25 protein-coding genes and 1 tRNA gene are annotated in these 25,412 nt (G+C 37.9%); 19 read left to right on the forward strand and 7 right to left on the reverse strand.

Annotated elements, in window-relative coordinates:
- The first annotated feature begins 5 nt into the window (after positions 1-5).
- The 5 genes from EK17_RS03875 to rlmN are packed head-to-tail and all read left to right on the forward strand — an operon-like array spanning position 6 to position 3,479.
- On the forward strand, positions 6-494 hold the full coding sequence (locus EK17_RS03875) for a chemotaxis protein CheX (protein WP_035587617.1): 489 nt from the start codon (positions 6-8) through the stop codon (positions 492-494).
- Position 495: 1 nt separating this feature from the next.
- Complete coding sequence (locus EK17_RS03880; RefSeq protein WP_035587618.1) at positions 496-1,209, forward strand: hypothetical protein; 714 nt, start codon at positions 496-498, stop codon at positions 1,207-1,209.
- The gene (locus tag EK17_RS03885) at positions 1,206-1,580 is read left to right on the forward strand and encodes a response regulator (RefSeq protein ID WP_035587621.1); all 375 of its coding nucleotides are present in this window, start codon (positions 1,206-1,208) and stop codon (positions 1,578-1,580) included. Before EK17_RS03880 ends, EK17_RS03885 begins: the two co-directional genes overlap by 4 nt.
- Positions 1,580-2,434 (forward strand): ABC transporter ATP-binding protein, encoded by an 855-nt coding sequence (locus tag EK17_RS03890; protein WP_035587622.1) that lies wholly within the window; start codon positions 1,580-1,582, stop codon positions 2,432-2,434. The genes EK17_RS03885 and EK17_RS03890 overlap by 1 nt, the downstream gene beginning before the upstream one ends.
- On the forward strand, positions 2,427-3,479 hold the full coding sequence (rlmN, locus tag EK17_RS03895; RefSeq protein ID WP_035587623.1) for a 23S rRNA (adenine(2503)-C(2))-methyltransferase RlmN: 1,053 nt from the start codon (positions 2,427-2,429) through the stop codon (positions 3,477-3,479). Before EK17_RS03890 ends, rlmN begins: the two co-directional genes overlap by 8 nt.
- Here rlmN and ruvC read toward each other — a convergent pair.
- Positions 3,450-3,914, reverse strand: coding sequence for a crossover junction endodeoxyribonuclease RuvC (ruvC, locus tag EK17_RS03900; protein WP_035587625.1), 465 nt, complete (start codon positions 3,912-3,914; stop codon positions 3,450-3,452). The genes rlmN and ruvC overlap by 30 nt on opposite strands.
- Positions 3,886-5,169, reverse strand: coding sequence for a C40 family peptidase (locus EK17_RS03905; protein ID WP_035587629.1), 1,284 nt, complete (start codon positions 5,167-5,169; stop codon positions 3,886-3,888). The genes ruvC and EK17_RS03905 overlap by 29 nt, the downstream gene beginning before the upstream one ends.
- Positions 5,170-5,273: 104 nt before the next feature.
- Between EK17_RS03905 and EK17_RS03910 the strand changes: the two genes are divergently transcribed.
- A tRNA-Val gene (locus tag EK17_RS03910) sits at positions 5,274-5,348 on the forward strand.
- Positions 5,349-5,355: 7 nt separating this feature from the next.
- Here EK17_RS03910 and aspS read toward each other — a convergent pair.
- The 5 genes from aspS to EK17_RS03935 are packed head-to-tail and all read right to left on the reverse strand — an operon-like array spanning position 5,356 to position 10,624.
- Positions 5,356-7,143 (reverse strand): aspartate--tRNA ligase, encoded by a 1,788-nt coding sequence (aspS, locus tag EK17_RS03915; RefSeq protein WP_035587635.1) that lies wholly within the window; start codon positions 7,141-7,143, stop codon positions 5,356-5,358.
- On the reverse strand, positions 7,134-8,357 hold the full coding sequence (hisS, locus tag EK17_RS03920) for a histidine--tRNA ligase (protein ID WP_035587637.1): 1,224 nt from the start codon (positions 8,355-8,357) through the stop codon (positions 7,134-7,136). The genes aspS and hisS overlap by 10 nt, the downstream gene beginning before the upstream one ends.
- Positions 8,354-9,487 (reverse strand): MFS transporter, encoded by a 1,134-nt coding sequence (locus tag EK17_RS03925; protein WP_035587639.1) that lies wholly within the window; start codon positions 9,485-9,487, stop codon positions 8,354-8,356. Before EK17_RS03925 ends, hisS begins: the two co-directional genes overlap by 4 nt.
- Positions 9,484-10,047, reverse strand: a complete 564-nt coding sequence (gene efp, locus EK17_RS03930) for an elongation factor P (RefSeq protein ID WP_035588049.1) — start codon at positions 10,045-10,047, stop codon at positions 9,484-9,486. Before efp ends, EK17_RS03925 begins: the two co-directional genes overlap by 4 nt.
- A gap of 25 nt (positions 10,048-10,072) precedes the next feature.
- The gene (locus EK17_RS03935) at positions 10,073-10,624 is read right to left on the reverse strand and encodes an HDIG domain-containing metalloprotein (protein WP_035587644.1); all 552 of its coding nucleotides are present in this window, start codon (positions 10,622-10,624) and stop codon (positions 10,073-10,075) included.
- A gap of 139 nt (positions 10,625-10,763) precedes the next feature.
- On the opposite strand from EK17_RS03935, the gene mraZ reads away from it, so the two are divergent.
- Genes mraZ through EK17_RS04000 form a run of 13 tightly spaced genes read left to right on the forward strand, consistent with a single transcriptional unit; the run spans position 10,764 to position 25,389 of the window.
- Positions 10,764-11,207: a division/cell wall cluster transcriptional repressor MraZ gene (gene mraZ, locus EK17_RS03940; protein WP_035587646.1), complete on the forward strand. Its 444-nt coding sequence runs from the start codon at positions 10,764-10,766 to the stop codon at positions 11,205-11,207.
- Entirely contained in the window at positions 11,207-12,100 is an 894-nt protein-coding gene (rsmH, locus tag EK17_RS03945) for a 16S rRNA (cytosine(1402)-N(4))-methyltransferase RsmH (protein ID WP_035587648.1), read from the forward strand. The genes mraZ and rsmH overlap by 1 nt, the downstream gene beginning before the upstream one ends.
- Positions 12,093-12,419: a hypothetical protein gene (locus tag EK17_RS03950; protein WP_035587650.1), complete on the forward strand. Its 327-nt coding sequence runs from the start codon at positions 12,093-12,095 to the stop codon at positions 12,417-12,419. Before rsmH ends, EK17_RS03950 begins: the two co-directional genes overlap by 8 nt.
- Complete coding sequence (locus tag EK17_RS03955) at positions 12,416-14,119, forward strand: peptidoglycan D,D-transpeptidase FtsI family protein (RefSeq protein ID WP_035587652.1); 1,704 nt, start codon at positions 12,416-12,418, stop codon at positions 14,117-14,119. The genes EK17_RS03950 and EK17_RS03955 overlap by 4 nt, the downstream gene beginning before the upstream one ends.
- Before the next feature lie 37 nt (positions 14,120-14,156).
- The gene (locus EK17_RS03960; RefSeq protein ID WP_035587654.1) at positions 14,157-15,365 is read left to right on the forward strand and encodes a peptidase U32 family protein; all 1,209 of its coding nucleotides are present in this window, start codon (positions 14,157-14,159) and stop codon (positions 15,363-15,365) included.
- Complete coding sequence (gene rsmD / locus EK17_RS03965; protein WP_051904410.1) at positions 15,340-15,873, forward strand: 16S rRNA (guanine(966)-N(2))-methyltransferase RsmD; 534 nt, start codon at positions 15,340-15,342, stop codon at positions 15,871-15,873. The genes EK17_RS03960 and rsmD overlap by 26 nt, the downstream gene beginning before the upstream one ends.
- On the forward strand, positions 15,866-16,369 hold the full coding sequence (gene coaD, locus EK17_RS03970) for a pantetheine-phosphate adenylyltransferase (RefSeq protein WP_035587657.1): 504 nt from the start codon (positions 15,866-15,868) through the stop codon (positions 16,367-16,369). The genes rsmD and coaD overlap by 8 nt, the downstream gene beginning before the upstream one ends.
- Positions 16,370-17,572, forward strand: a complete 1,203-nt coding sequence (locus EK17_RS03975; protein ID WP_035587658.1) for a pyridoxal phosphate-dependent aminotransferase — start codon at positions 16,370-16,372, stop codon at positions 17,570-17,572. It abuts the gene before it with no gap.
- A gap of 7 nt (positions 17,573-17,579) precedes the next feature.
- On the forward strand, positions 17,580-19,808 hold the full coding sequence (locus EK17_RS03980) for a tetratricopeptide repeat protein (RefSeq protein WP_035587661.1): 2,229 nt from the start codon (positions 17,580-17,582) through the stop codon (positions 19,806-19,808).
- Positions 19,805-21,757 carry a penicillin-binding protein 1A gene (locus tag EK17_RS03985; protein WP_051904411.1) on the forward strand — a complete coding sequence of 651 codons (1,953 nt, stop codon included), beginning with the start codon at positions 19,805-19,807 and terminating at the stop codon, positions 21,755-21,757. The genes EK17_RS03980 and EK17_RS03985 overlap by 4 nt, the downstream gene beginning before the upstream one ends.
- Positions 21,744-22,658 (forward strand): RluA family pseudouridine synthase, encoded by a 915-nt coding sequence (locus tag EK17_RS03990; RefSeq protein WP_035588055.1) that lies wholly within the window; start codon positions 21,744-21,746, stop codon positions 22,656-22,658. Before EK17_RS03985 ends, EK17_RS03990 begins: the two co-directional genes overlap by 14 nt.
- The gene (locus EK17_RS03995; protein ID WP_035587664.1) at positions 22,655-23,875 is read left to right on the forward strand and encodes a fibronectin type III domain-containing protein; all 1,221 of its coding nucleotides are present in this window, start codon (positions 22,655-22,657) and stop codon (positions 23,873-23,875) included. The genes EK17_RS03990 and EK17_RS03995 overlap by 4 nt, the downstream gene beginning before the upstream one ends.
- Entirely contained in the window at positions 23,875-25,389 is a 1,515-nt protein-coding gene (locus EK17_RS04000; protein ID WP_035587665.1) for a YifB family Mg chelatase-like AAA ATPase, read from the forward strand. Before EK17_RS03995 ends, EK17_RS04000 begins: the two co-directional genes overlap by 1 nt.
- Positions 25,390-25,412: the final 23 nt, after the last annotated feature.

The raw sequence follows: 25,412 nt of genomic DNA on the forward strand, positions 1-25,412 counted from the left end.
GAATGATGTCTGCAAAACTGAGCGTTGAATGGATTAACCCCTTTATAGAGGCTACAGAAGAAATACTGGATACTGTTGCCATGATAACACCAAAAAGGGGTCAATTGATGTTAAAGAAAGATAACTCTGTTGAATACGATGTAAGTGGAGTTATAGGTATAACCGGTGAGGCTGTAGGCTCAATTGCTCTGTCTTTTCCAAGAAAAGTTGCATTAAAGATCGTTAGCAACTTCACCGGAGAAGAGGTTGTTGGTATAGATGCAGATACTGCTGATGCAATTGGTGAGATAACAAACATGATTGCCGGTAGGGCAAAAAAGATCTTTTCCGATAAGGGGGTAAAACTTAAGATTTCTGTGCCCAATGTTGTTATAGGCAAAAATCATACTATAGCATCTCCCAAGGGAACCCCAACGATAGTTATTCCTTTTGAGTCTGAAGAAGGTAAATTTGCTATACAGGTATCCCTTGTACCTAATGCTTCGGAGGGTTGATATGGCTGATACTCAAAGTGAAATTGATGCTTTAATTGCTGATTTTAAGCAGGATAAAGACGATAGCGTTGAAGATATTATTGATGAGTTTGTTGAAAAGCAGGAAGAAGAGATAGAAGAAAAGGCAATGCCATCAAAAAAGGAAAAAACAGAAGATGAGGAGGCAGAAAAACTCAGAGGTGTAAGACTTCCCCCTCAGGAGCATAGAGTAATAGATAGACTTGATGAAATTAACAAGGAAAGTGAGGAAAAGGTCAACAAACTCTTTGAAAGGCTTGAAACAATTTCAGCTGAGGTTGATGAGATAGAAAACTTGATTGAGACTATAAAGCCCTATGTAAATAAGCATAAGGAGTTTATGGATTTCTTTGTTGAGCATTTTCCTAAGACTTCCGTAAAAAATAACTACGAATATTTCAAAAATATAATAAATATTCTCAATTCCATTGAGGAAAAAATTAACATTGTAAGAGATAACACATTTGAGGCTATGGATATATTGCAGTTTCAGGATATTACAAGACAGAAGATAGAGCGGGTTATAGCCGTTATTAAAGCGTTGCATGATTATTTAAACAACTGGTTTGCATCTTCATTTGAAGATAGACCCAGGGCAAGGGTTGCCCACACAATTGTTGATGAAGATGATAAGGAAAAAATAGATCAAGAGGTTGAAGAAATAATAAAGCAAATGCAAAGGGGTGAGGTGAAATGAAGATTATAACTGTTGATGATTCTTCCACAATGAGAAGGATTATAAAGAATACCTTAAAGAGAATCGGCTATGGCGATGAGATTCTTGAGGCTGAAAACGGCAAAGAAGCTTTGGATATACTGCAGCAAAATCCGGTGGATTTAATAATCACAGACTGGAATATGCCCGTTATGGACGGATTGACATTTGTTAAAAAGATCAGAGCTGACCATAAGTTTGATGATGTTCCTATTATTATGGTTACAACAGAGGCAGCCAAAGAAGACATTATCACTGCCCTAAAAGCTGGAGTGAACAACTACATCGTTAAGCCATTTACACCAAATGTATTGAAGGAAAAGATTGAGCAGGTTTTGGGTTTGAAGGATTAGTGATAAAGCTTGATAATGTCTCTAAACGCTACAAAAAGGGCTCCTATTTTTCCAAAAAATACATAGACGCCTTAAAAGGCGCCTCCCTTTTTATTGAAAAAGGCGAGCATGTTGGTATTGTTGGTGAATCCGGTGCAGGAAAATCAACTCTATGTAGGATTTTGAGTCTGCTTGAGCTACCAAGCAGTGGTAGTATTAAAATCGATGGAGAATATATAACAAAAAGAAACATAAAAAGCAAAAGGGGAAGAGTGGGTATTGTATTTCAGGATCCAGCAACAAGCATCAATCCACTTTATAAGGTTATCGATGCTATAAAAGAGGCTACTAATGATCTTGAAAGGATCTTTCATATATGCTCTCTTGTCTCTTTAAAAGAGGAATTGCTGCATAAGTACCCTTCTCAGCTTAGCGGTGGGGAGTTGCAGAGAGCTGCAATTGTTAGGGCGTTATGCATGGAGAAGGCAGATTATATTGTTTTTGATGAGTTTACAAGTGCTCTGGATATATCAACGCAGGTTAAAATAGTCTCTAACTTGGTTGAAATAAATAGACAGAGAAAGTATGGCTTTGTGTTTGTGTCACACGACATAAGGTTGGTCAATTTCTTATCCGATAGGATATATGTGATTTATAAAGGCGAGATTGTTGAGGAGCTTGTTGGTTTAAAAGATGCAAAACATCCATATACAAAATCGTTGATAAACGGTGAAACAACAAAGAGGAATGATAGTGGTAGTGGTTGTAGCTTTTATGAGTTTTGCCCTTATGCTAAAGAGATTTGCAGAAATAAGAAGCCAGAGCTTTTAAGAAAAGGGAATTATGCTGTAAGGTGTTTTTTATACTATGATTGATATTTTAAGTTTAACCAGGGATGAGCTTGAAAGTATAGTTATAGGATTTGGATGGGAAAGATACAGAGTCGATCAGATCTTTGGTTTTCTTTATAAGCAACGCATCGACAGCTTTGATGAAATTACCACATTAAAAAAAGAGATGCGCAATCAACTAAAGGAGTTTTTTTATATCTACCCAGTTGAAGTTAAAGTAAAAAAGGTTTCAGGCGACGGAACAATAAAATATATATTCAAACTTATCGATAACTCTTTTATTGAAAGCGTTCTAATTCCCATGACCAGAGGCAGGTTTACAATATGCGTATCAACACAGGTTGGCTGTAGAATGGGCTGTAGATTCTGTGCCACAGGTAGAATGGGATTTAAAAGAAACCTGACAGCCTCTGAGATTGTAGCCCAGGTTAGATTCATCCTAAAAGATAACAATTTAAAAACAGCCAATGTTGTTTATATGGGTATGGGCGAACCGCTGGATAATTACTCAAATACCACTAAATCGATAAAGATTTTGATGGATGAGATGGGGCTATCTATCTCAAAGAGGCGTATCACACTTTCAACCTGCGGTATTGTGAAAGGTATAGAAAGACTAAAAAAAGATCTACCTTATATCAATATGGCTCTATCTTTACATAGTGTCGATAATGAAAAAAGAAGCTTGATTATGCCGATAAACAAAGCCTATCCAGTAGAGAAGGTTTTAAATTCTCTTGCAGATTTCCCGCTACCAAGAAGGAAACGCATAACATTTGAGTATGTTATGATTAAAGGTTTGAATGATACTCATAAGGATGCAAAGGCGCTTGTTAAACTCTCTGGAAGGTTTAGATGCAAAATTAATATCATTCCCCTCAACAAGCACGACTTAATTGGTACTGATTTTGAGCCATCGCAAGAGGAAACCATCGAAGAATTTGCCAGTTATCTTAGAAAAAAAGGCGTTTTTGTAACAGTCAGGCAGTCTAAAGGCTCTGAAATTAACGCAGCCTGTGGCATGCTTGCAACCGATATCTTAAAGACCTCTAACATAGATGTGGGTTAATGCCACTGCTATTGCATCTGATACATCGTATGGTTGGCTTGATAAATCGATTTTGAGTGTTTTTTCCACAACAAATTTTATCTGTTTTTTATCTGCAGCACCATATCCACAGATTGCCTGTTTTATCTGTCTGGGCGTGTATTGATAAACAGGAATATTCAACAATCTTGCCGCAATAATGGCTGCTGTTTTTATCTGCGTTAGAATCATCGCCGTTTTAATATTGACCGAGTAAAATGGTGTTTCGATGGCAAACTCCTCTGGATTGTAGTTTTCTATTGTCTTTTTGATAAATTCAAAAACGTTCATAATTTTTTCTACTTCATTGAGATTTCTCTTTAATTTTAACACTTCAAATTCTATATGTTTTGTGGTGGTTTCTATAACTCCGCAGGCTGTTGTGGAACTACCCGGATCTACCCCGATTATAAGCATATCGGGTATCTATTCCTAAAACCCTTTTTGCGCCGACAAAACGCCTCCAGTAGTATTTACTGAAGTGCGAAATCTTTACGCCGCTACGCCTGCCTGCGGCATGAATAAACTTTCCGTTGCCTATATAGATGGCAACATGTGTTACCCTTGCGTAATTTAGCGTGTGGAAGAATAACAGATCGCCTGGCTGCAATCTTTTAATAGATACAGGAACACCAGCTACCCTGTATTGCTCCTCGGCAGTTCTTGGAAGACGGATTTTAAATTTTGCATAGATCTTTTGGACAAAGGCTGAGCAGTCTATTCCGTGTTTCAGGCTGTCTCCACCGAAACGATACGGTGCACCTATAAATCGTTCAGCATACCTGATAAGTGCATGCCTTTCCTGCATAATTATTGAATACCTCAGTTTAAGCTTTTCACTTTCCTTCAAATTTAAGCTTGGCACAAATAAAACCTGGCCAACCCGCAAATATCGGCCATCAATGTCGTTGATTGTTTTTATAATATCTATGCTTGTATTGAATTTTTTTGCTATTTTCCATAGAGTGTCGCCTTTTTTGACTTTATAGACTTGCGAGTAAAGTAGATATTTTGGTGGTATGAATAAGTTTTCTTTTCTGCTTAGCATGATTTTTTTAGCCAGATCCCCTGGAATAACTATTAAATCACCCGGTCTTATTATTTTGCCAACGCCGGGGTTTAGCTGCATAAGCTTTTCTAAGGTTAATCCAAATCTTTTTGCAATGCTGTTTAATGTATCACCCTTTGCCACAATATAATAGCCATCACCAATTTCACCGGGTTTTGGTGTTTTTTTGGCTACTAAGTGCTTTGATGGTAGTAGAATCTTCTGCCCAGGCTTTATTTTTGACCAGTCAACATTGGGGTTGAGCTTTTTGATTTCTTTGTAGGAATAGTTTAGAGTGTGGGCAATTTTTAGCAACGAATCGCCTTTTTTGATGATATAGATATTTTTTGGTTTCTTATTTTTATTTTTTTCTTCTTCGTTTGGTTTTGATAACTCTACAGCTACCCCGCCAACGACAAATGGAATCTTTATTGTATCGTTAGGCTTAATTTTTAACCAGTTAACATTGGGGTTGGCTTCTTTGATAAGCTTTGGAGATATGTTTAATTTTTTTGCGATGGTTATTAGGGTGTCACCTTTTTTAACGATATAGGTTGTGAATGCATGGGCGTTAATAGAAAAGAGGAGGAAAACTACACCAACCAAAATTTTAGTTAAGTTCATGCTTTAATCCTACAAAAAAGCATTACTGCTTTCAAGTATTTTTAGTAAATTTATGCTAAATTATTGACAAAGGATGAGGTTTTGACTATTTTAAAAGAGCAAGTGGGCGGTTAGCTCAGCGGAAGAGCGCTTGCTTCACACGCAAGAGGTCACAGGTTCGACACCTGTACCGCCCACCATTTTATATTAGCCTTTTTTAATTTTCTTAAGCTTTATAGACAGCTCATCCAGCTGTTTGGGGTCAACCTCACTTGGTGCATCTGTAAGCATACAAACGCCTTTTTGCGTTTTTGGAAATGCAATAACCTCTCTGATCGATTTTTCTTTCAAGATTAAAGCCACAAGCCTATCAAAGCCTATGGCAAGACCACCATGGGGCGGTGCACCGTATTTTAAGGCCTCTATCAAAAATCCAAACTTAATCTTTGCCTGCTCATCAGAGATTCCCAGTGCCCTGAACATCCTCTGCTGAATATCGCTTCTGTGAATCCTGATGCTGCCTCCGCCAATCTCAACACCATTTAGCGTTATATCGTATGCTCTTGCCCTGACCTTAGCAGGGTCTGTTTCTAAAAATTCCAGGTCTTCCTCTTTTGGCGATGTAAATGGATGGTGCATCGCTTCCCACCTGTTTTCATCCTCATTCCATTCAAATAAAGGAAAATCAACAACCCATACAAAGTTAAACTCATCGTCGTTTATTAGATTGAGTTTTCTTGCAATTTCCAATCTTAAAGCTCCTAAAGAATCAAATACAACCTTTGGTGTATCAGCCATAAAGAACAGTAGATCCCCTGCTTTTGCATCAAGTCTTTCAAGTATGGCGTTGATTTCTCCTTGTGAGAAAAACTTTACGATGGGAGATTGAAGTTCGTTGTTTGCCTTTACCTTTATCCAGGCAAGGCCTTTTGCTCCATAGACGGCAACCAATTTTGTTAAATCATCGATCTCTTTTCGTGAGAAGTCTATACAACCCCTGGCGTTTAATCCATAAACAATGCCACCTTTATCCACCACATCCTTAAATACCTTGAAACTTGTATTCGCAACAATGTCTGTTAGTTTTTTTAGCTCAAGTTCAAATCTCATATCCGGTTTGTCTGAGCCAAATCGCTCTATGGCCTCTTTGTATGTTATCCTCTTAAATGGTGGTTTAACATCGATACCTATCGTTTCTTTGAAAACACTTGCAATGATGCCTTCTGTTACTTCAATTACATCATCTTCCTCAACAAAGCTCATCTCAAGGTCGATCTGTGTAAACTCAGGTTGCCTGTCAGCTCTTAAGTCCTCATCCCTAAAACACTTTGTGATCTGATAGTATTTATCGAAACCAGAAACCATAAGCAGCTGTTTGAAAAGCTGGGGTGATTGGGGCAGAGCGTAAAATTTACCTGGCGACAATCTGCTTGGCACAAGAAAGTCCCTTGCACCCTCAGGTGTGCTTTTTGTCAGAACAGGTGTTTCAAGTTCTATAAAACCCTGCTCGTTAAGGTATTTTCTTGCTGCAAAAGCCGCTTTTGATCTGATGATTAGATTCCTCTGCATGTGGGGTTTTCTTAGGTCTAAATAGCGATACTTTAGACGAATTTCCTCATTGACATTTACATATTCCTCAACAGGGAATGGAAGATTGTCGCATTCGCTAAAAATTTTGAGTGTATGGGCTACAACCTCAACCTCACCGGTTTTGAGATTTGGATTAACAGTCCCTTCAGGTCTGTGTCTAACGGTTCCCTTTATGCCGATGCAGTATTGACTTCTGAGTTTTGAGGCCATCTGATGAATCTCTTTATCAACACTTGGATCAAAAACAATCTGAACTATACCCTCTCTATCCTTCAAGTCTATAAAGATAACACCACCGTGATCGCGCCAGTTTTGCACCCATCCAAACAACACTACTTCTCTGTCAATATCCTTTGTTGATACATCACCGCAGTAATGGGTTCTTTTTAGGTTTCCTACAGCCATTTCTTCACCTCATCAACGATATTATCGAATTTTAGAGTCTTTTGTGTTGAATTACTTAAATCCCTTAAAACCACCTCTCTGTTTTTAAGCTCATTTTCTCCAACGATTATTGCAAATCGTGCTTTTATTTTATTTGCTTTTTTCATCATTGCTTTTAGGCTTTTGTTTTCAAATTCAACATAGGTAGCGCCAATCTCGGATACTGTTTTTAAAATCTCTAAAGCATAGCTATCAACACCTAAATTTGCTATGTAAAACACTATAGGTTTGGTATCAGCTAAAGGCATAAGTTCTATCAGTCTCTCACATCCAGCTGCAAATCCAATACCGCTTGTTGGTTTTCCGCCCAGCTGTTCAATCAGATTATCGTATCTGCCGCCAGCTGAAATCGTACCCTGAGCACCCAATCTGTCTGTTTTTATCTCAAAAACAAACTTTGTGTAGTAATCCAGACCCCTTACAAGATAGGGATTTTCTTTGTATGGTATTTTAAGAAAGTCAAGGTGTTGTTTGACCTCTTTATAATGATTTTTGCAGTTTTCGCATACAGAATCTGTGATCTTTGGTGCATTTCTGGCTATTGCTGAGCAGTTTTTATTCTTGCAATCAAGAATCCTCAATGGATTTCTGTAGAGTCTTCTTTTGCAGTCATCGCAGAGTTTATCGTAATGCTTTTCAAAATACTCTTTGAGTTTTTTACTAAACTCAGGTCTGCAAACAGGGCAGCCAATGTTGTTGATTTCTATCGTATAATCATTGATATTTAACTCAGACAATAGTTTTATGTTGACCATAACTATTTCTGCATCAACGGCGGCTTTTTCTATACCAAAAACCTCAACACCTATCTGATGAAATTGCCTCAGCCTGCCTTTCTGTGGCCTTTCATGTCTGAACATCGGGCCTATATAGTAAAAACGCTTAAGTGGTGTATCATAAAGGTTGTTATCAATGAACGCCCTGACAACACCAGCTGTGCCTTCAGGTCTTAGCGTAACCGACTCTTTACTTCTATCCTCAAAGGTATACATCTCTTTTTCCACAATATCTGTTGCCTCACCTACACCCCGTGCAAATAGCTGCGTTTTTTCTAAAATAGGCGTTCTTATCTCTTTATAGCCAAATGATTCCAGCACTTTTCTTGCGCTATGTTCAAGTTTATGCCATTTGTCTATATCTTCAGGAAGAATATCCTTAAAACCCTTAAGAATCATTGTGCCTCCTGCGATTGTGGTTTAATTATCCATACAAGCAAACTGCCAGCTATTGCTATAGCTATATTAAACCCAAATGCCGCTTTGAATCCAAAGTTATCGATCAGGCTTCCAAGAATAGCCGGTGCAACAGATGAGCCAATCATAACCATTCCAAAGACAACTGCTATATTGGAATTGACTTTTTTGCCACCGATTTCAGCAGCAAATGCATGTCTTACAGGTATCGACAGTGACATAAAAAATCCCATAAAGAACAGAAAAACAAGGCTTGGCTTTAGAATAAAAAGCATCAAAAATACGCCCATCATGAAATAACTGATCGATATAGTTTGCCTTCTTCCTATTTTATCTGATATGGCACCGCCCAAGGGTTGAGCTACCATACCGGCAAGCAGCATTACGGATGCCTTCAGGTTAGCATTGAGGATATTGTTACCCAGAGAGTAGAAGTATGCCGGTAGAAAAGAGGTTATGCCCCTTGAGAAAAAAGGAATCACTATAGCTACAATGCCAAGCATTATCAGCTGCTTTGACAGTGTTGCGCGAAACGGTGAGCGTATAGGTTCTTCTTCTATTTTCACAAGAACAAAAAGAATAAAGGCTATAACAACACCAGGAATTGATACAATAAGAAACGATTGTTTTCCGTAGTGGGCAAGTAGATAGCCCATGCTTATAGGTGCAAAAAAATACCCTAATGCACCTCCAATTCCGTTTAAGCCTATTGCCATTCCTTTTCTTTCCTTAAAAACACTGCTTAGAATACCCATACCCTGAGGGTGGTAGCTTCCAAGCCCCACGCCTATTAAAACTGTGGCAAACAGGGATGAATAGTAGCTATTTAAAAAAAAAAAAAGAAAATACGATAGAGAAAGTATCAAAAAACCGCCGATTAAGGTTAACTTGCGTTTTGCATAAGTTTCTGAGAAATGGGCAATGGGAGATTGTAAAACAGCTGATAAAAAATAAGGCAGACTCAGCAGTAAGCCTGCCTGAAAGTAGTTTATCTTATAAAGTTTTTTTAAAAGCGGAATTGCTGGTGCAATCAACAGAGAATACCAGTCGTTCACAAAATGAGCCAAAGCTACGGCAAACAGTAAAACAAACGGATTTGTCAGTGATTTCATTTATTTATGCGCTCTACATATTCGCCTGTTCTTGTATCGATCTTTATTATATCGCCCTCTTTTAGAAAAAACGGCACCTGAACAACGGCTCCTGTTTCCAGGGTTGCTGGTTTTGTGCCTGTTGCTGCTGTATCCCCTTTAAAACCGGGTTCTGTTTCAACTATTTTTAGCTCAACAAAGTTTGGCAATGAAACGCCTATAGGCAAGCCGTTGTATAACAATACGCCTACCTCTTTGTTTTCCTGTATAAATTTGGCTGCATCACCCATTACATCGGGTGGTATACTGATCTGGTCGTAGCTTGTTAAGTCCATAAAGTGGTAGCCATCACCATCACTGTATAAATACTGCATCTGCCTTTCTTCGACCTCTGCTTTTTGCAGCTTCGTGCCGGATTTGAAGGTTTTTTCAACAACATTGCCCGTTTTGAGGTTCTTTAATTTTACCCTTACAAAAGCCTGACCTTTGCCCGGCTTTACATGCTCATAATCCACAATCTCGTATGGTTCGTTGTCGATTTCAAGTTTCAAACCCCTTCTAAATTCATTTGTAGCAACCATTTCAGCCATAAATCCACCCCTCTTTCTATTCTTCTAATCCCAAAGCTTTTGCGTTGTTTTGGAGGCATTGAGCAACAAAAAGAATGTGTTGGTCAAGCTCAACCCCTAACTCTTCAGCTCCTGTTGTTATATCCTCCCTGTTGACACCCCTTGCAAAAGCCTTATCCTTAAGCTTTTTCTTTATAGACTTAAGCTTTACATCTTTTAGGTTTTTTGTTGGCCTAACAAGCGCATAAGCGTATAAAAATCCGCTTAACTCATCAACAGCAAACAATGTTTTTGCAAGCAGGGTAGTGCGTTTTACACCAGTATAATTGGCATGTCCTAAAATTGCCTCAACAATTTCCTCTTCAACGCCCATAGATCTTAGAATCTCAGCCCCTCTGTAGGGGTGCTCATCGGGATATTTTTCATAATCAAAATCGTGCAGAAGTCCGGTGATTGCCCATTTTTCCTCATCTTCACCAAATTTCTTGGCATAGCATCGCATGGCTGTTTCGACACACAACGCATGCCTTAAAAGGTTTTCGCTTTTTGTGTATTCATGCAATAACTCTAATGCCTTGTTGTAGTTCATTTTTTCACCTCCCAGCGAGTTTATAAGAATTTTTGCCACAATTTTCAAGGAAAAGTTTTTATTTAGATTTATTTAATTTTTTTGCTTGACAACCGATATATTAATTGGATAAAAAGTGGGTAATTGTGGGTGAAAGTGGATGTTTAGGGGTAGATTTGAGTATTCAATAGATGATAAGGGAAGGGTTAAGGTTCCTCCCCGATTTAAAGAGGTTTTAAAAAACCGCAACCAGAACACACTGGTTTTAACGGTTTTTGATGATTGTATCTATGCCTACCCCTATGATGTGTGGGAAGAGTTAGAAAAGAAGGCCTCACAATTGCCCCTCACAAACAAAGCCGCAAGACGGTTTAAACGCATGTTTTTCTCATCAGCTGTAGATGTTTCTATAGATAGACAGGGTAGAATACATATTCCTCAGCTTTTAAGAGACGATGTGGAAATAGATAAGGATGTTGTTGTGTTGGGAAACCTTGACCACATAGAGATCTGGGCAAAGCATCGCTGGATGGATGAATCCAAAGCCCTTAAGGATGCCCAGGAAGAGTTAGCAGAAGAGATTGAAAAATTAGGAATATTCTGATGCTGCATAAACCCGTATTAACCGAAGAGCTTATGGCGATAATACAGCCAAAATCCGGTGGTGTCTATGTAGATATGACGCTGGGGGCGGCAGGTCATACAAGCAGAATTTTAAAGCTTTCCTCGCCTAAGGGAATTGTTATTGCATTTGATAAGGATGAGGATGCAATAAAGCATGCTACAGAGACATTAAAGTCTATTTATCAGGATCGATTAATATTGGTGCATGAGGATTTTGTAAAACTTGACGAAGTACTTAATAGTCTGGGTTTTGAAGAGGTTGATGGTGTTGTTATGGATCTTGGCGTCTCCTTGGATCAACTAAAGTCAAAAAAAGGGTTTTCGTTTAATATCGATGCACCGCTGGATATGAGAATGGATAAAAGGAGCTCTCTAACGGCATCAGAAATCATAAACAGCTTCAGGGAAGATGAACTGGAGAAGATTTTAAGGGTTTATGGAGAGGAACGATTTGCAAAACGGATAGCAAAACAGATTGTTAAACACAGACCGATCCATACAACAAAACAACTTGCAGAGTTGATAGAGGACACTGTGCCAAGGCATTTTTCAAGAAAAATCCATCCTGCAACAAGGAGTTTTCAGGCTCTGCGTATAGTTGTCAATGATGAGCTTGAAAGCCTACAGGGTGGACTAAAAGCTGCGATAAAGAGATTAAAGATCGGTGGTAGCATCTGTGTGATTTCGTTTCATTCACTTGAGGATAGGATTGTTAAAAACACACTGCGTAATTTTAAGCAGAAAGGTATTATTAGGCCACTTACAAAAAAACCCATCTATCCATCAAAAAAGGAGATTTTGAAAAACAGGCAGGCTAGGTCAGCAAAGATGCGTTGTGCTTTAAAGATAGCAAAGGAGGCGGATAATGATTGATTATGCTAAGGTTAAAGCTTTAGAAAATATAGATACAACAAAAACAAATGAGATCAGCATAGTAGGCGTATTTGTTCATCCGTCTTATATTATATTCAGTGGCATATTTGTGCTACTTGTGTATATTGTTGCATGGCAGAACATAACGATTGCCAGAACAAAACATCAAATCAATTATAAGGTTGAGCAACTGCATAAACTTATGCTTGAAAAACAGCAACTTGATAAATATAGAATGACCGTTTTTTCGTCGGCTCATTTAATAAACGAAGGCAATATCAACTGGGCAGAAGATAATCAGATAGAAATTATCCATTGAATAGGGTAAGACTCAACTTTATCGTTTTCATTATAACTCTTCTTTTTATCATTGCAGTTGGACGTGCTTTTTATATTCAAATTATAAAACATCGCTACTACTTCAACCAGTATATTGAAAATCTATCAAGAAATGTTGTTGTAAAGGGCTACAGAGGAGAGATCTTCGATGCCGATCATAGAGCTCTTGCAATCAGTTATCCTTCGTTTGAGCTGTTTGTGGACCCTGTTTTTTTTAATAGATTAAATGAAAAATATGGCGACGATCCGCTGTTTGAGTTTAAAAAAGATGCGTTTTTTGAGGATTTAGAAACTGTTCTTTCGCTTAAAAAAAGATATGTTTTGGGTGTTATAAATAAGTATAAAAGTTTAAGATTTGTTATTCTTAAAAGAAACATAACACTTAATCAGTTTAGAAAACTCAAATACAATCCAAATTTTTTGAGGTCTTTTGGATTTGTTAAAAATTATAAGAGGTTTTACCCCGATGGTGAGTTTTCGGCACATATTGTTGGTTTCTGCTACAGAGGATATAAAAACGGTGAAGGTGCTGAAGGGCTTGAAAGGTATTATAATAAATATCTTGAAGCACCAGTATTAAAGGAAAGGGTGTTTTTTGATAACTTAAAAACTCAAACCTCAATTGCCCCAAAGGGTGGCGATAAGCTAACCACAACTATCAATAAAGATATTCAGGATTTTGTGCATATAGCCTTAAAAGATACGGTATTAAAACATCAGGCAAAAAGCGGTATGGTTGTTGTAATGAACCCTTTCGATGGTTCTATAATTGCCATGGATTCATATCCGTTTTATAATAATAATTTTTTTTATAAGTTTAAATATAGCGACATTAGAAACAGGTGTATAACTGATGTGTTTGAGCCTGGCAGTGTATTTAAAGTTGTGACGATGTCAGCGGCTTTAGATTCTGGTGTTTTTAAAGGTAATGAAATCATATATTGCAATAAAGGGCGGTATAAAATCAAGAATAAAGTGATTCATGATGTTCATAGATTTAAATATTTAAGCTTTGATAATGTATTTGTGTATTCAAGTAATATTGGCAGCGCAAAAATAGCCTTAAAATTAGGCAAAAAGCTGTTTTATAAGTATCTTTATAAATTTGGTGTGGGTTTTAAGACAGGCGTTGATTTAAATGGCGAGGCAGAAGGAATCGTTAAAGATATTTTCAATGTTGGCGATGTAGATCTTGCTACAATGGCGTTTGGTCAGGGTATAGGCGTTACAGAGATTCAGCTTGCCCGTATCTATTCAGCCATAGCAAATGGCGGGTATCTTGTCAGGCCGCATTTTATGAAAAGCCTTATCTCAGATTCGCAAGCAATAAGATATAAATTGGAAAAACACAGAATCCTTAAACCATCAACGGTAGAAAAGGTAAAATCGATTTTAAGAAAAGTTGTGCTTTATGGAACGGGTAAAAGAGCCGCACTGAAAGACTATAATGTTGCTGGAAAAACAGGTACAGCCCAGATTGCCTTCAGGGGTGAATATCAGCATGAGTATGTAGCATCATTTGCCGGTTTTGCACCGTTTAAAAAGCCCCGTTTTGTTGTGGTTGTATCTATTTTTAAGCCCCAGAAGGGTGGAATTTATGGAGGCGAGGTTGCCGCACCACTGTTTGCAAAAATTATGGACTATGCGCTTCACTACTACGGCGTAAAACCGAACAAATAACTTTCTAATCTTTCCAAAGTATGATAAGTTTGCAGCGATGGTTGAACTGTTGGCTCCAGCGGGAAATTTAGAAAAAATTAAAACAGCTATAAACTATGGAGCAGATGCCGTTTACAGTGGATTGAAAAGATTTGGATTGCGCTCAAGGGCAAAGAATCTATCGTTCGATGAGTATATTAAAGCACTTGAATTTGTAAGAGAGAAAAACAAAAAACTCTACTTAACATTGAACGCCTATCTGTTTGATAAAGATTTTGAAGAGTTGAAAAAGATAGTAGGTTTTTTGAATAGATTTAAGCCTGATGGTGTGATTGTTTCAGATTTAGGTGTTTTGAGTTATATTTACAATAACAGCGATATAGATATCCATATTAGCACTCAGGCGAATATTACAAACAGTTATGCTGCCAAAATGCTAAAAAGGTTTAGGGTTAAAAGGGTTATCCTTGCAAGAGAGCTTTCAATTGACGATATTAAAGATTTTAAAAGAAATTGTAGCCTTGAGCTTGAGGCTTTTGTTCATGGGGCGATGTGTATGGCATATTCCGGTAGATGCTTTATGTCTGCGTTTATGACAAAAAGAAGTGCAAATAGAGGAGATTGTGCTCAAAGTTGCAGATGGAGATATACAATCGTTGAGTCGAAAAGGCCGAATGAGCATTTTGAGGTGGAAGAGCACCCCGAGGGTAGTTTTGTTTTTAATTCCTGCGATCTATGCGCCTTGCCTGTTCTGGATGAATTGATAAAAGCAGGGGTAAGCTCTCTCAAAATTGAAGGGAGAATGAAAAGCATTTATTATGTTGCCGTTGTTGTAGCTGTGTATAGGGATGCTTTGAATACAATTCTTAGTGGAGGAACTATAGATAGCAAGCTTGAATTCTATTTAAAGGAGTTAGAAAGAGTGAGCCACAGACCGTACTGTCTGGGTTTTTATAAAAACGATGTGTGGCAATACACAAAAAGCTCGGGCTATATCAGGAATTGCAGATTTGTTGGTGTTGTAGAAGAAATCGATGGTAATGTGGCAAGGGTGGCTGTCAGGGATAGGTTGAGTGTGGGTGAATATGAGGTATTTGGAAAGGACTTATCCATTGAAAAAATAACTGTAAAAGGAATTTTTGATAGGGATGGTAATGAAAAAAAATCTGGAAATCCCAACGAGATTGTGTATATTAAATTAGCTAAAAAATTGAATGTAAGGGGATTGTTAAGAGTCTGTCATGAGAGTAATAGCAGGAGCTTATAAATATAAGAAATTAAAATATAAAAGAAACAGATACCTAAGGCCTACTCGCAGTATCGTAAGAAAATCTTTTTTTGATACAGTGAGGGGGCTTTTGGAGGAAAGTGTATTTATAGACCTTTTTGCTGGAAGTGGCTCGATTGGTGTTGAAGCATTATCAAGAGGCGCAAAAGAGGTTGTTTTTGTGGATAATTCTTCAGAAAGTGTTGAGCTGATAAGAAACAATGTCAAGCCATTTAGTAATGCAACTGTTAAAAAGATCGATGCGAGACGTTTTTTGGATGATCCGGTTTTAGATAGGGCTGACCTTGTTTATGTAGATCCACCTTATGATTTTAACCTTAAAGAATTTTTAGTAGAGCTATTTGAAAAAATCAATCAAAATGCTATTGTGTGTGTTGAACATGATAAGTATAAACCGCTTGATGATCGATTTGGAAGATTTAAGAAAATTAAAAGCAGAAGTTTTGGTAAAAATACGCTTGATTATTTTGGGGTGAAAGATGAATGATTGCATAGCTATTGTGCCTGGGACATTCGATCCCATTACAAACGGTCATTTGGATATAATTAAAAGAGCGTGCAAGATTTTTGACCATGTTATTGTTGCTGTTGCGATTAATGCCAGTAAAATGCCGATGTTTGATTTTGATGAGAGGGTTGAGTTGACAAAAAGGGTTGTTGATGAGGAGCCTGATTTAAGTGGTGTTGAGGTTAAGGGGATAAAGGGTTTGTTGGTTGATTTTGCAAAAGAGGTGAATGCCAAGGTTATCGTTAGAGGTTTGAGGGCAGTTTCTGATTTTGAATATGAATTGCAGATGGCTTTTATGAATAGGCGTCTAAATAAAGAGGTTGAAATGGTTTATCTTATGCCGTATATAAAATACTCTTTTTTAAGCTCCTCCATTGTTAAGGATGTATTTTTTAACGGCGGCGATATTTCTAAGTTTGTGCCTGGTGTGGTTATTGAAGCGATGAATAAAAAACTTGAAGAAAGGAGAGGGTAGATGTCTAAAGCAAAGCTCAACAGTAGAATCGGATTAATTCAACCATCCATGACAATAGGAATCAGTGCAAAGGCTAAAGAACTTAAGGCAAACGGTGTTAATGTTATTAACTTCTCAGCAGGAGAGCCGGATTTTGATACACCAGATAATATAAAGATGGCCGCAATAAAATCTTTAGCTGAGGGTTTTACAAAGTATACTGCAGCAGGTGGTATAAATGAATTAAGAGATGCCGTTGCCAAGAAAGAAAAAGTTAAAAACAATCTTGAATATAAAAGGGAAAATGTTTGTATCTCAGTTGGTGCAAAACATGCCCTCTTCAACATTGCCGCAGTTATGCTCGAGCCCCCGGATGAGGTTATAATTATATCTCCTTACTGGGTAACCTATGAAGCTATTGTAAGCTATGTAGGTGCTACGCCGATAATTGTTGATACAAAGCAGGAAAACGGATTTGTGCCAACTGTTGATGATGTAGAGGCAAAGATAACAGAAAACACAAAGATGATCTGGATAAACAATCCTACCAATCCAACCGGTGCAACATACACTCAACAGCAGCTTGAAGATATCGCCCAGCTTGCTCAAAAACATGATTTATGGATTGTTTCTGATGAGATATATGAGGATATAGTATTTGATGGTTATAAGCCCGTAAGTATTGCAACGCTATCTGATTATGCCTATGAAAGAACACTTGTTGTTAACGGTGTAAGCAAGACATATTCAATGACTGGATGGCGAATCGGTTATACCTGTGGTGATAAAGATATTATTGCCGCAATGATAAAATTGCAGTCTCAGAGCACTTCAAATCCAACATGTATATCCCAGACTGCAGCATTGGAGGCATTGGAAGGTCCACAGGATAGTGTTGAAAAGATGAGGTTGGAGTTTGAAAAAAGAAGGGATTATATTGTTGGTGCATTGAATGGCATGGAGGGTATAAGCTGTTATAAGCCAAAGGGTGCCTTTTATGTATTCCCTAATATTTCAAGTTTCTTTGGAAAGAGTTATGAGGGCAAAAAGATTGAAAATTCCATGGATTTCTGCACGCTTTTGCTTGAGCATGCCCATGTTGCCACAGTGCCAGGCATAGCCTTTGGTGATGATAGATTTATGAGAGTATCGTTTGCTACAAGTCTTGAAGATATTGAAGAGGGTATGGCTCGATTGAAAGCCTTTATAGAGAAAATTCAATAAATAAGCCATGGCTGATGAGGAAAAAGATAAAAATTTAGAAACAGACGAAGAAGTTATAGTTATAGAGGATGAAGAGGAGCAAAGTGGTCAAGAGGAAGAGGAACAGTTAGAAGAAAAGCCTGAAGAGGAAAGTACAGAAGAAAAGGAAGAGCTTCAAGAACAGTCTTTAAAGAAAAAAAACAAGCTTCCTTTAATTGTGGCTGCTGCTTTGGTAGTTGTTGCTATTATAGCAGCAGCCTATTTTTTTCTTCTAAAACCAAAACCACCACCACCCAAACCAAAAAAGGTAGAACATATAGCAAAAAAACCAAAGCCCAAACCCAAACCCAAACCAAAACCCTCACAGCCAGAAAAATACAACCCTATTGTGGATGTGCATTTTATCAACGCCATGAGACTTCAACAAAAGGGTTTATATAGACAGGCAATTAATCAGCTTAAGCAGGCAACAATCGATCTTTATGTCTCCTACTACGGTATAGGGTATGTTTATCTTTTGCTTGGCGATTTAAAAAAGGCAAAAGAGTATCTGTTTGATAAAACGAGGGATTATCTATTGCTTGCCGTTCACGACAATCCAGACTATATCGAAGGTTATGTAAATCTTTTCAGGGTTTATATGGCTGTTTCAGACTACAACAACGCTTTGAAGATGATAGAGATTCTAAGACAAAAAGGTGTAGATAGTGATGATTTAAAGCTCATGGAGACATATTACGATTTTGTGAAGAACAATAAAGCCGATGATATTTTTAGACTTTTAGATCATTACAAAGATTCGCCGCTTGTTTATTCACTTGCAGGCGATTTGCTTTTGAAACAAAACAAACTAAAGCAGGCTGAGGATTATTTTATAAAGGCTTTGAGATTGTATCCGCTTGGTAGTATTTACTACAACCTTGCCCTGCTGTATGTGCAAAACAGTCAGTATAATAAAGCAACGGCTCTTTTAAATAAGATGTATTACATGGATTTTAGCAAAATTGCATGCAAAAACTATTTAGGCTTCTTTTTGCTTTTCAAACAAAATAAATTCAAAGCAGCCAACTCGTTTTTGCAGCTGAATGGCTTAAAAAAGCTAAGCTGCTATGATAACTTTAAGATTATTCCCAAAGTAAGAAGCCCATTAAGCCTTGAAAGCTATCTATTGCGTTCAACATTTAACTATATGCTTGCAGCCCAAATACTTGCATCCTACCTTGAGCCGGTCGATTTGCCATCAGCTAAAGCGAATCCGTTTATAAAGTTGGGTCAGGTTTATAAAAGCATAGGTTTGCCAAAGCAGGCTAAAGAGGAGTTATCCAAAGCTGCGGTATTTTCTGAGGCTGTTTTGTTAACCGAATATGCCAAGAATTTTTATATATCTGGAGATTATAAAAAATCACTTGCATACTACAAAATGGCTCTTAAAAAAGTGCCTACAAACCCTTTGATTTTATACGATGTTGCCCTGCTTGATTTAAAAAACTTTAAAATTGATGAGGCAAAAACAATTTTTCTCCAACTAATTAACGGATATGAGGCTTTTCCTCTGCCTTATCTGGGGATGTTTATCGTTAGTCAGATTGAAGGTAAGCATATGGATAGCATGAAATATTTAAACGCATTTTCTCGTCGCACGAAGTCTTTGGCTTCAGATGCAATGAAGAAGCTAAAAGACCTTGATATTTTTGTTAGCTATATACTCAATAAGGAGAATTTTAATCGTGCTAAACTAAATAAACTTGGTGATTACAACAGACGAGTGTTTGAACTATTTAGGGCAGCTCTGTCGATGGATGTTGATTATCTGTATATTAATCAACCTTTTGAGGAGTGGATGCATTTGAAGTGGAATCCAGAGACACTTGAAACTCTGTGTGAGTTTTTCTTTAAAAACTACAATATCGATTTTATAAAGCGGCTTATGGCAACGGTTTATCTGATTGATAGAAAACCTGCAAAAGCGTATCAGGCTTTGTATAATCTGACAGAATATTCTGCATCTGATTATTATAAGCTGGGCGTTGCATATCTTTTGAGTGGGTATCCTGACATTGCCGATAACTTTTTCACAAAGTCTATTTTGAAAGGCACAAACTTTTTTAACAGCTATGTTGCAAAGGCGATTATTCAGGCTCAGAAGGGTTCATTAACTGGTGTAGAATACTATCTAAAAATTATTCTCAAAAAAGAAGCTAAATTTGCATGGCTGGATACAGATATTTTCCTTGACTATGACATCAGGTTGCAATGAAAAAGCTGTTTAGGGCTATTTTTAGGTTTTTTTTATATCTATTTTCTATAATTGTTGTTGTGGGTGTGATTGTTGGTGCTGTTTATATTGGTTCGTTGTATGTGAGTATTCGGGGTGATTTTAATAGGATTGTAAGTGTAAAGATGCTGCCACTGCCCACAGAGGTTTATTCAGCCGATGGTAAACTCATTGCAAAGTTTGGGCTTCAAAATAGAATCCCCGTAAAATTACAGCAAATTTCTCCATGGATGAGATATGCAATTTTAGCTGCAGAGGATGCACGATTCTATGAGCATGGAGCTATCGACCTTGTTGGTATTTTAAGGGCTCTTGCTGTTGACATTATAAAGGGCAGGGTTGTGCAGGGTGGAAGCACAATAACTCAACAGCTTGTTAAAAATATATATCTGACACCATCAAGAACAATTTCACGAAAAATAAAGGAGATTATGCTTGCCTACAGACTGGAAAAAGAACTTTCAAAGGATCAGATTTTGCAGCTGTATTTAAATACCGTTTATTTTGGTGAGGGTGCATGGGGGGTTGAGGCAGCAGCAAAAACCTACTTTAACACTGATGCTTCAAAACTCACTATCACTCAAAGTGCGCTTTTAGCCGGTCTTGTTGCAGCACCAAGCAGATACAATCCATACAAGCATCCAAAACTGGCAAGGATAAGAACTGTTTATGTGTTAAAAAGAATGTATGAGAATCACTTTATCTCGCTTGCTCAGTTTAAGAGGGCTATGAATGCTAAAATCATATTAAAAAAACCCACAGCCAACCTGTTTGGTTTGATTATAGCGCCCTATTTTACCGATTACATAAGAAGCTGGTTGATTAAGCGCTTTGGTGAGGAAGTGGTTTATAAGAGCGGTTTAAAGGTTTATACGACTTTAGATAGCAAACTACAGCGTTTTGCCTTCATAGCTGTAAAAAGCGGCATTTTGTCTATTAAAAAGAAATACGATGGACTGCAGGCAGCTTTAGTTGCTATGGATCCAAAAACAGGTTTTATAAAAGCCTTAGTTGGCGGTTTTGATTATTCACAAAGCCAGTTTAACAGGGCATTGCAGGCTTTGAGGCAGCCTGGAAGCTCCTTTAAACCGATTATCTACCTAACTGCTTTAACAGAAGGCTATCTACCAGATGATACAATTGCTGACCAGCCCGTTGTTTTCAGATTTAACGGCAGAGAATGGAGGCCACAAAATTATGAAAGGGTGTTTCACGGCACGGTTACCCTTATGTATGCTCTTGTGCACTCTGTTAATGTTGCCACAATCAATCTTTTAAACAGCGTTGGAATAGGGAATGTTATAAGAATGGCTCATCAATTGGGTATTAAGGAAAAAATTCCTCATAATTTATCAATTGCTCTTGGTTCTTTGAGTGTTAAGCCCATTGAAATGGTTAGAGCCTATGCAGCCTTTGACAATTATGGGCTTCTGCCAAAGCCGATTTTTATTACAAAGATCGTCGATAAATACGGGCATGTTATCTATAAAGCAAAGCCTGAGCTAAAAAGGGTGTTTGATACGATAGATGGTTATATTCTAACGGGAATGCTTAGAAATGTTATTCTATATGGGACAGGTAGGGCAGCAAGGGTTATCAAAAGGCCGCTTGCAGGAAAAACAGGTACAACCAACAACTACAGGGATGCCTGGTTTATAGGGTATTCTCCATCACTTGTATGCGGCGTCTGGGTGGGTTATGATGACAACAGAATAATTTTTAGGGGTGCAACAGGTGCAAGAGCGGCATTGCCCATCTGGATAAAGTTTATGTCTAATGCTTTGGCGAGTAAGCCAATAGAAACATTTCCCATCCCCAAAGGTGTCAGCAGCGATATTATTCAGATGCTTTCAAGACCACCAAAAAATCCGCAAGACCTTGAAACGATTCAGCCCACTATTCAGCAGCTTTATGAAAATGCCGTCAATTGAAAAAACCGTTGTCATTGACAAAATAGATGGTATCTATATTGGTAAAAGAATCGATAAAGTCTTAAGTGAAATTTTGGATATTCCACGCAATCAGATTCAACAATGGATAAAAGAAGGCCTTATAAGGGTTTGTGATAAACAGATTCAGAAGAGCTACAAATTATCATCACAGGATTGTTTAATTATCGATTTTCCCAAGCCTAAAGAGGTATCGGTTAAGCCAGCGCCAGCACCAATTAAAATATTATACGAGGATGATGATGTGGTGGTTGTTGATAAACCTGCGGGTTTTGTTGTTCACCCAGGTGCAGCAAAAGAAGAGGTTAGCGTAATTTCAGCTTTGCTTTATATGGGGATTAAGCTGTCGGGTATAGGAGCGCCTTTGAGGGGCGGTGTGGTGCATAGAATAGATAAGGATACAAGCGGTGTAATTGTACTTGCAAAAAGTGAAAAAGCGCATTTTTATCTATCAAAGCAGTTTTTTGAGCATACAATCGATAGGAGGTATATAGGTATAACATCGACTCATCTAAAAAAAGACCATGGTATCGTGGATAAACCTATTGCAAGGCATCCTAAGGATAGAAAGAAATTTTGTGTGTCTGAAAAGGGTAAGAACGCCAAAACAGAATACAAAGTTCTCAAAAGACTTGAAAAATACGACATTGTTATGTTTAAATTGTTTACAGGTAGAACCCATCAAATCAGGGTGCATATGAAATATTTAAATGCCCCTTTATTGGGGGATGTTGTGTATTCAAAAAAAAGCAAAGAGATAGAAAGGCAGGCGTTACATGCATTTAAGCTTGGTTTTGTTCATCCATCTAAAGAAAGGATGATGGTGTTTTATTCAAAGTTACCTGAAGATATGATGAGTATAATAAATAGGGGGTGGAAATGAAAAAATTTATGGCTTTTTTTATGGCTGTTTTGCTTTTGTCAAGCTGCTCCACAATAAGTAAGGCTCCAACTGTTGTGACATCTCTGCCTGTTGTAAGTGGTATTGTGGCAAAAGGTGGTATCAGAAGCATAGGTCTTCAATGGAATCCTGTAAACGATAAAAGGGTTGAGGGTTATATTGTTTATAGGGCTGGTTCGATCAATGGTCCATTTGAAAAAATTGCAACCATACCAGATAAACTTAAAACCTCATATGTTGATAACGGCGGTTTTTTGAAGCACCTTGAAGATAATACGATTTATTACTACAAGGTTGTTGTTTATTCAAAAAATGGTATAGGTCCTGCAGGAAAAATTGTTTCTGCCAGAACTCTTCCCCCGCCTCAATCACCGACTGTCATACATGCAACAGGTGGACTTGCAAGAATGGTTGTATTACGATGGCAGCCCCCGGCTGATGATACGGTTGTTGCATACAATATATATCGCTCTTTGAAAAAGGATGGTCCTTTCAAAAAGGTAGGGCGTGTTAATGGATATGTAAATACGATGTTTATAGACAAAAATCTAAAGGATGGGACAACATATTATTACTCTGTAGTCTCAGTCAATTATAAAGGTGTTGAAGGTGATATTGAAGCTGTTGTTAGTGCAACAACAAAATTTAAACCTGCACCTCCATCAAACCTTTCTGCAACCCCAACTGGCGCCGGTCAGTTGACGATATACTGGTGGCCGTCGATGACACCTGATGTGGTAAAATACAGAATCTATAGAAGCCCTGATAACAGCTCATTTGGTCTGGTGGGTGAGGTGCCATCATCAAAGTTGAGTTATGTTGATAAGGGACTTGATGCAGGAAAGATCTATTATTACTACATTACCAGTGTTGATAAGGATGGCCTTGAAAGCAAACCTTCAAAGGTTTATGCATTCAAAACAAAACCGCTGCCAGAGCCGCCAACGGGTATTTCTGTAAAACAGGTGGGCTCCAAGGTTGTTTTAAGCTGGTCAAAGGGTTCACCCGATACTGTTAAATACGAGGTTTTTAGAAGGCATTTTCTTATTTTGACGCAAAAAATAGCAATAACCGAGAACACTTACTATACAGATGATGATGTGTCAAAAAATACAACATACTATTACTATGTTAAGGCAGTTGATAAATTTGGGCAGGAAAGTAAGCCGTCGCCTGAGGTTAAAATCAGGGTGCAGTAATGTTTATAAGGCTAAAAAGTGCTGCGATCGTTGGTATAGATGCTGTTGAAATAGGTATAGAGGTTGATGGCGTAAGGGGTTTGCCATCTATCAATATCATAGGCCTTGCAACAGGTGCTGCCAAAGAAAGTAAGGACAGAGCAATTCATGCTCTATCAAATAGCGGCATAAAACTGCCTCCCAAAAAAATCACAATCAGTCTTACACCTGCTGATATTAAAAAACAGGGTTCAGGTTTTGATTTAGCTATTGCACTTGGACTTGCAGGTCTTGCTTTGAATAAAACCTTTGATGTTGATGGTTATCTTTTTGCTGCTGAAATTTCGCTTGATGGAACGCTGAAGCCCATAAAAGGTGTTTTTCCTATAGGTGTTTTAGCAAGAAAACAAAACTTAAAATTGGTTGTTTGCAATCTAAATAAATCTGAGGCTGCCTTAAGCGGTGCTGAAGTGTATGGTTTTGACCATCTGCTTGAGGTGCTGTCTTTTTTAAGTGGTGAGGTCCAAAGAGATCCTTACTCAATCAATATAGAGGATTTTGTTAAAAAAGCTGAATACGATGTGGATTTTTCGTCGGTTAAAGGGCAGATGAAGGTAAAAAGGGCAGCTGTAATTGCCGTTGCTGGTTTTCACAATCTTTTGCTTGTGGGTCCTCCTGGTGTGGGAAAAAGTATGATTGCCCAAAGGATTCCAACCATACTGCCATCGATGAGCTATGATGAAATTATTGAGTCAACAAAAATATACAGTGTTTGTGGTATGCTTGATGAGAAAAATCCTATAGTAGTCAAAAGGCCATTCAGATCTCCGCATTCAGGCTCAAGCGATGTTAGTTTAATAGGTGGCGGAATTAATGCTATGCCCGGCGAGATCACACTTGCCCACAACGGTGTGTTGTTTTTGGATGAGTTTCCTGAGTTTAGGCGTAATGTTATAGAAGCCTTAAGACAACCGCTTGAGGATAGTGTAATTAGCGTTTCAAGAGCCAACGCAAAGATTACCTATCCAGCCCGATTTCTATTGCTTGCTGCCATGAATCCCTGTCCATGTGGATATTATGGATCAAAGAAGAAGAATTGTAGCTGTAGTGTTGCTCAGATCAAAAAATACCGCAGTAAGATTTCCGGTCCGATTCTTGATAGAATCGATATTCAGGTGAATGTGGCTGAGGTTGATTATGAAAAGCTGGCCTATGAGAATGATTCATTTGATTCAAAAAGCATGAGGGCTATGGTAGAAGACGCTGTTGAGGTTCAAAAGAGGCGTTTCAAGGATGAGCCTATAAACTACAACGCTCAGATGAATGCCGAACAGATTAAGAAGTATTGTAAAATAGGTGATGATTCCCACAATGTTTTGAAAATGGCTGTTGAAAACCTTGGTCTATCAGCACGAAGCTATTCAAAGATTTTAAAAATAGCAAGAACAATTGCTGATGTTGAGCATTCAGATGAAATCAAGCCTGTTCACATAAAGGAAGCGATATCGTTTAGAAGTCTTGATTGGGACCTCTGATACTTGTAATTTTATCTCTCTTA

This window comes from Hippea jasoniae (assembly GCF_000744435.1).
Taxonomy (GTDB): Bacteria; Campylobacterota_A; Desulfurellia; order Desulfurellales; family Hippeaceae; genus Hippea; species Hippea jasoniae.

Excerpts from the sequence above, each read along its gene's own strand:
- EK17_RS03875 (WP_035587617.1), top strand. The coding sequence starts at position 6 with ATGTCTGCAAAACTGAGCGTTGAATGGATTAACCCCTTTATAGAGGCT.
- EK17_RS03880 (WP_035587618.1), top strand. The coding sequence starts at position 496 with ATGGCTGATACTCAAAGTGAAATTGATGCTTTAATTGCTGATTTTAAG.
- EK17_RS03885 (WP_035587621.1), top strand. The coding sequence starts at position 1,206 with ATGAAGATTATAACTGTTGATGATTCTTCCACAATGAGAAGGATTATA.
- rlmN (WP_035587623.1), top strand. The coding sequence starts at position 2,427 with ATGATTGATATTTTAAGTTTAACCAGGGATGAGCTTGAAAGTATAGTT.
- ruvC (WP_035587625.1), bottom strand. The coding sequence starts at position 3,914 with ATGCTTATAATCGGGGTAGATCCGGGTAGTTCCACAACAGCCTGCGGA.
- EK17_RS03905 (WP_035587629.1), bottom strand. The coding sequence starts at position 5,169 with ATGAACTTAACTAAAATTTTGGTTGGTGTAGTTTTCCTCCTCTTTTCT.
- aspS (WP_035587635.1), bottom strand. The coding sequence starts at position 7,143 with ATGGCTGTAGGAAACCTAAAAAGAACCCATTACTGCGGTGATGTATCA.
- hisS (WP_035587637.1), bottom strand. The coding sequence starts at position 8,357 with ATGATTCTTAAGGGTTTTAAGGATATTCTTCCTGAAGATATAGACAAA.
- EK17_RS03925 (WP_035587639.1), bottom strand. The coding sequence starts at position 9,487 with ATGAAATCACTGACAAATCCGTTTGTTTTACTGTTTGCCGTAGCTTTG.
- efp (WP_035588049.1), bottom strand. The coding sequence starts at position 10,047 with ATGGTTGCTACAAATGAATTTAGAAGGGGTTTGAAACTTGAAATCGAC.
- EK17_RS03935 (WP_035587644.1), bottom strand. The coding sequence starts at position 10,624 with ATGAACTACAACAAGGCATTAGAGTTATTGCATGAATACACAAAAAGC.
- mraZ (WP_035587646.1), top strand. The coding sequence starts at position 10,764 with ATGTTTAGGGGTAGATTTGAGTATTCAATAGATGATAAGGGAAGGGTT.
- rsmH (WP_035587648.1), top strand. The coding sequence starts at position 11,207 with ATGCTGCATAAACCCGTATTAACCGAAGAGCTTATGGCGATAATACAG.
- EK17_RS03950 (WP_035587650.1), top strand. The coding sequence starts at position 12,093 with ATGATTGATTATGCTAAGGTTAAAGCTTTAGAAAATATAGATACAACA.
- EK17_RS03960 (WP_035587654.1), top strand. The coding sequence starts at position 14,157 with ATGGTTGAACTGTTGGCTCCAGCGGGAAATTTAGAAAAAATTAAAACA.
- rsmD (WP_051904410.1), top strand. The coding sequence starts at position 15,340 with ATGAGAGTAATAGCAGGAGCTTATAAATATAAGAAATTAAAATATAAA.
- coaD (WP_035587657.1), top strand. The coding sequence starts at position 15,866 with ATGAATGATTGCATAGCTATTGTGCCTGGGACATTCGATCCCATTACA.
- EK17_RS03975 (WP_035587658.1), top strand. The coding sequence starts at position 16,370 with ATGTCTAAAGCAAAGCTCAACAGTAGAATCGGATTAATTCAACCATCC.
- EK17_RS03980 (WP_035587661.1), top strand. The coding sequence starts at position 17,580 with ATGGCTGATGAGGAAAAAGATAAAAATTTAGAAACAGACGAAGAAGTT.
- EK17_RS03985 (WP_051904411.1), top strand. The coding sequence starts at position 19,805 with ATGAAAAAGCTGTTTAGGGCTATTTTTAGGTTTTTTTTATATCTATTT.
- EK17_RS03990 (WP_035588055.1), top strand. The coding sequence starts at position 21,744 with ATGCCGTCAATTGAAAAAACCGTTGTCATTGACAAAATAGATGGTATC.
- EK17_RS03995 (WP_035587664.1), top strand. The coding sequence starts at position 22,655 with ATGAAAAAATTTATGGCTTTTTTTATGGCTGTTTTGCTTTTGTCAAGC.
- EK17_RS04000 (WP_035587665.1), top strand. The coding sequence starts at position 23,875 with ATGTTTATAAGGCTAAAAAGTGCTGCGATCGTTGGTATAGATGCTGTT.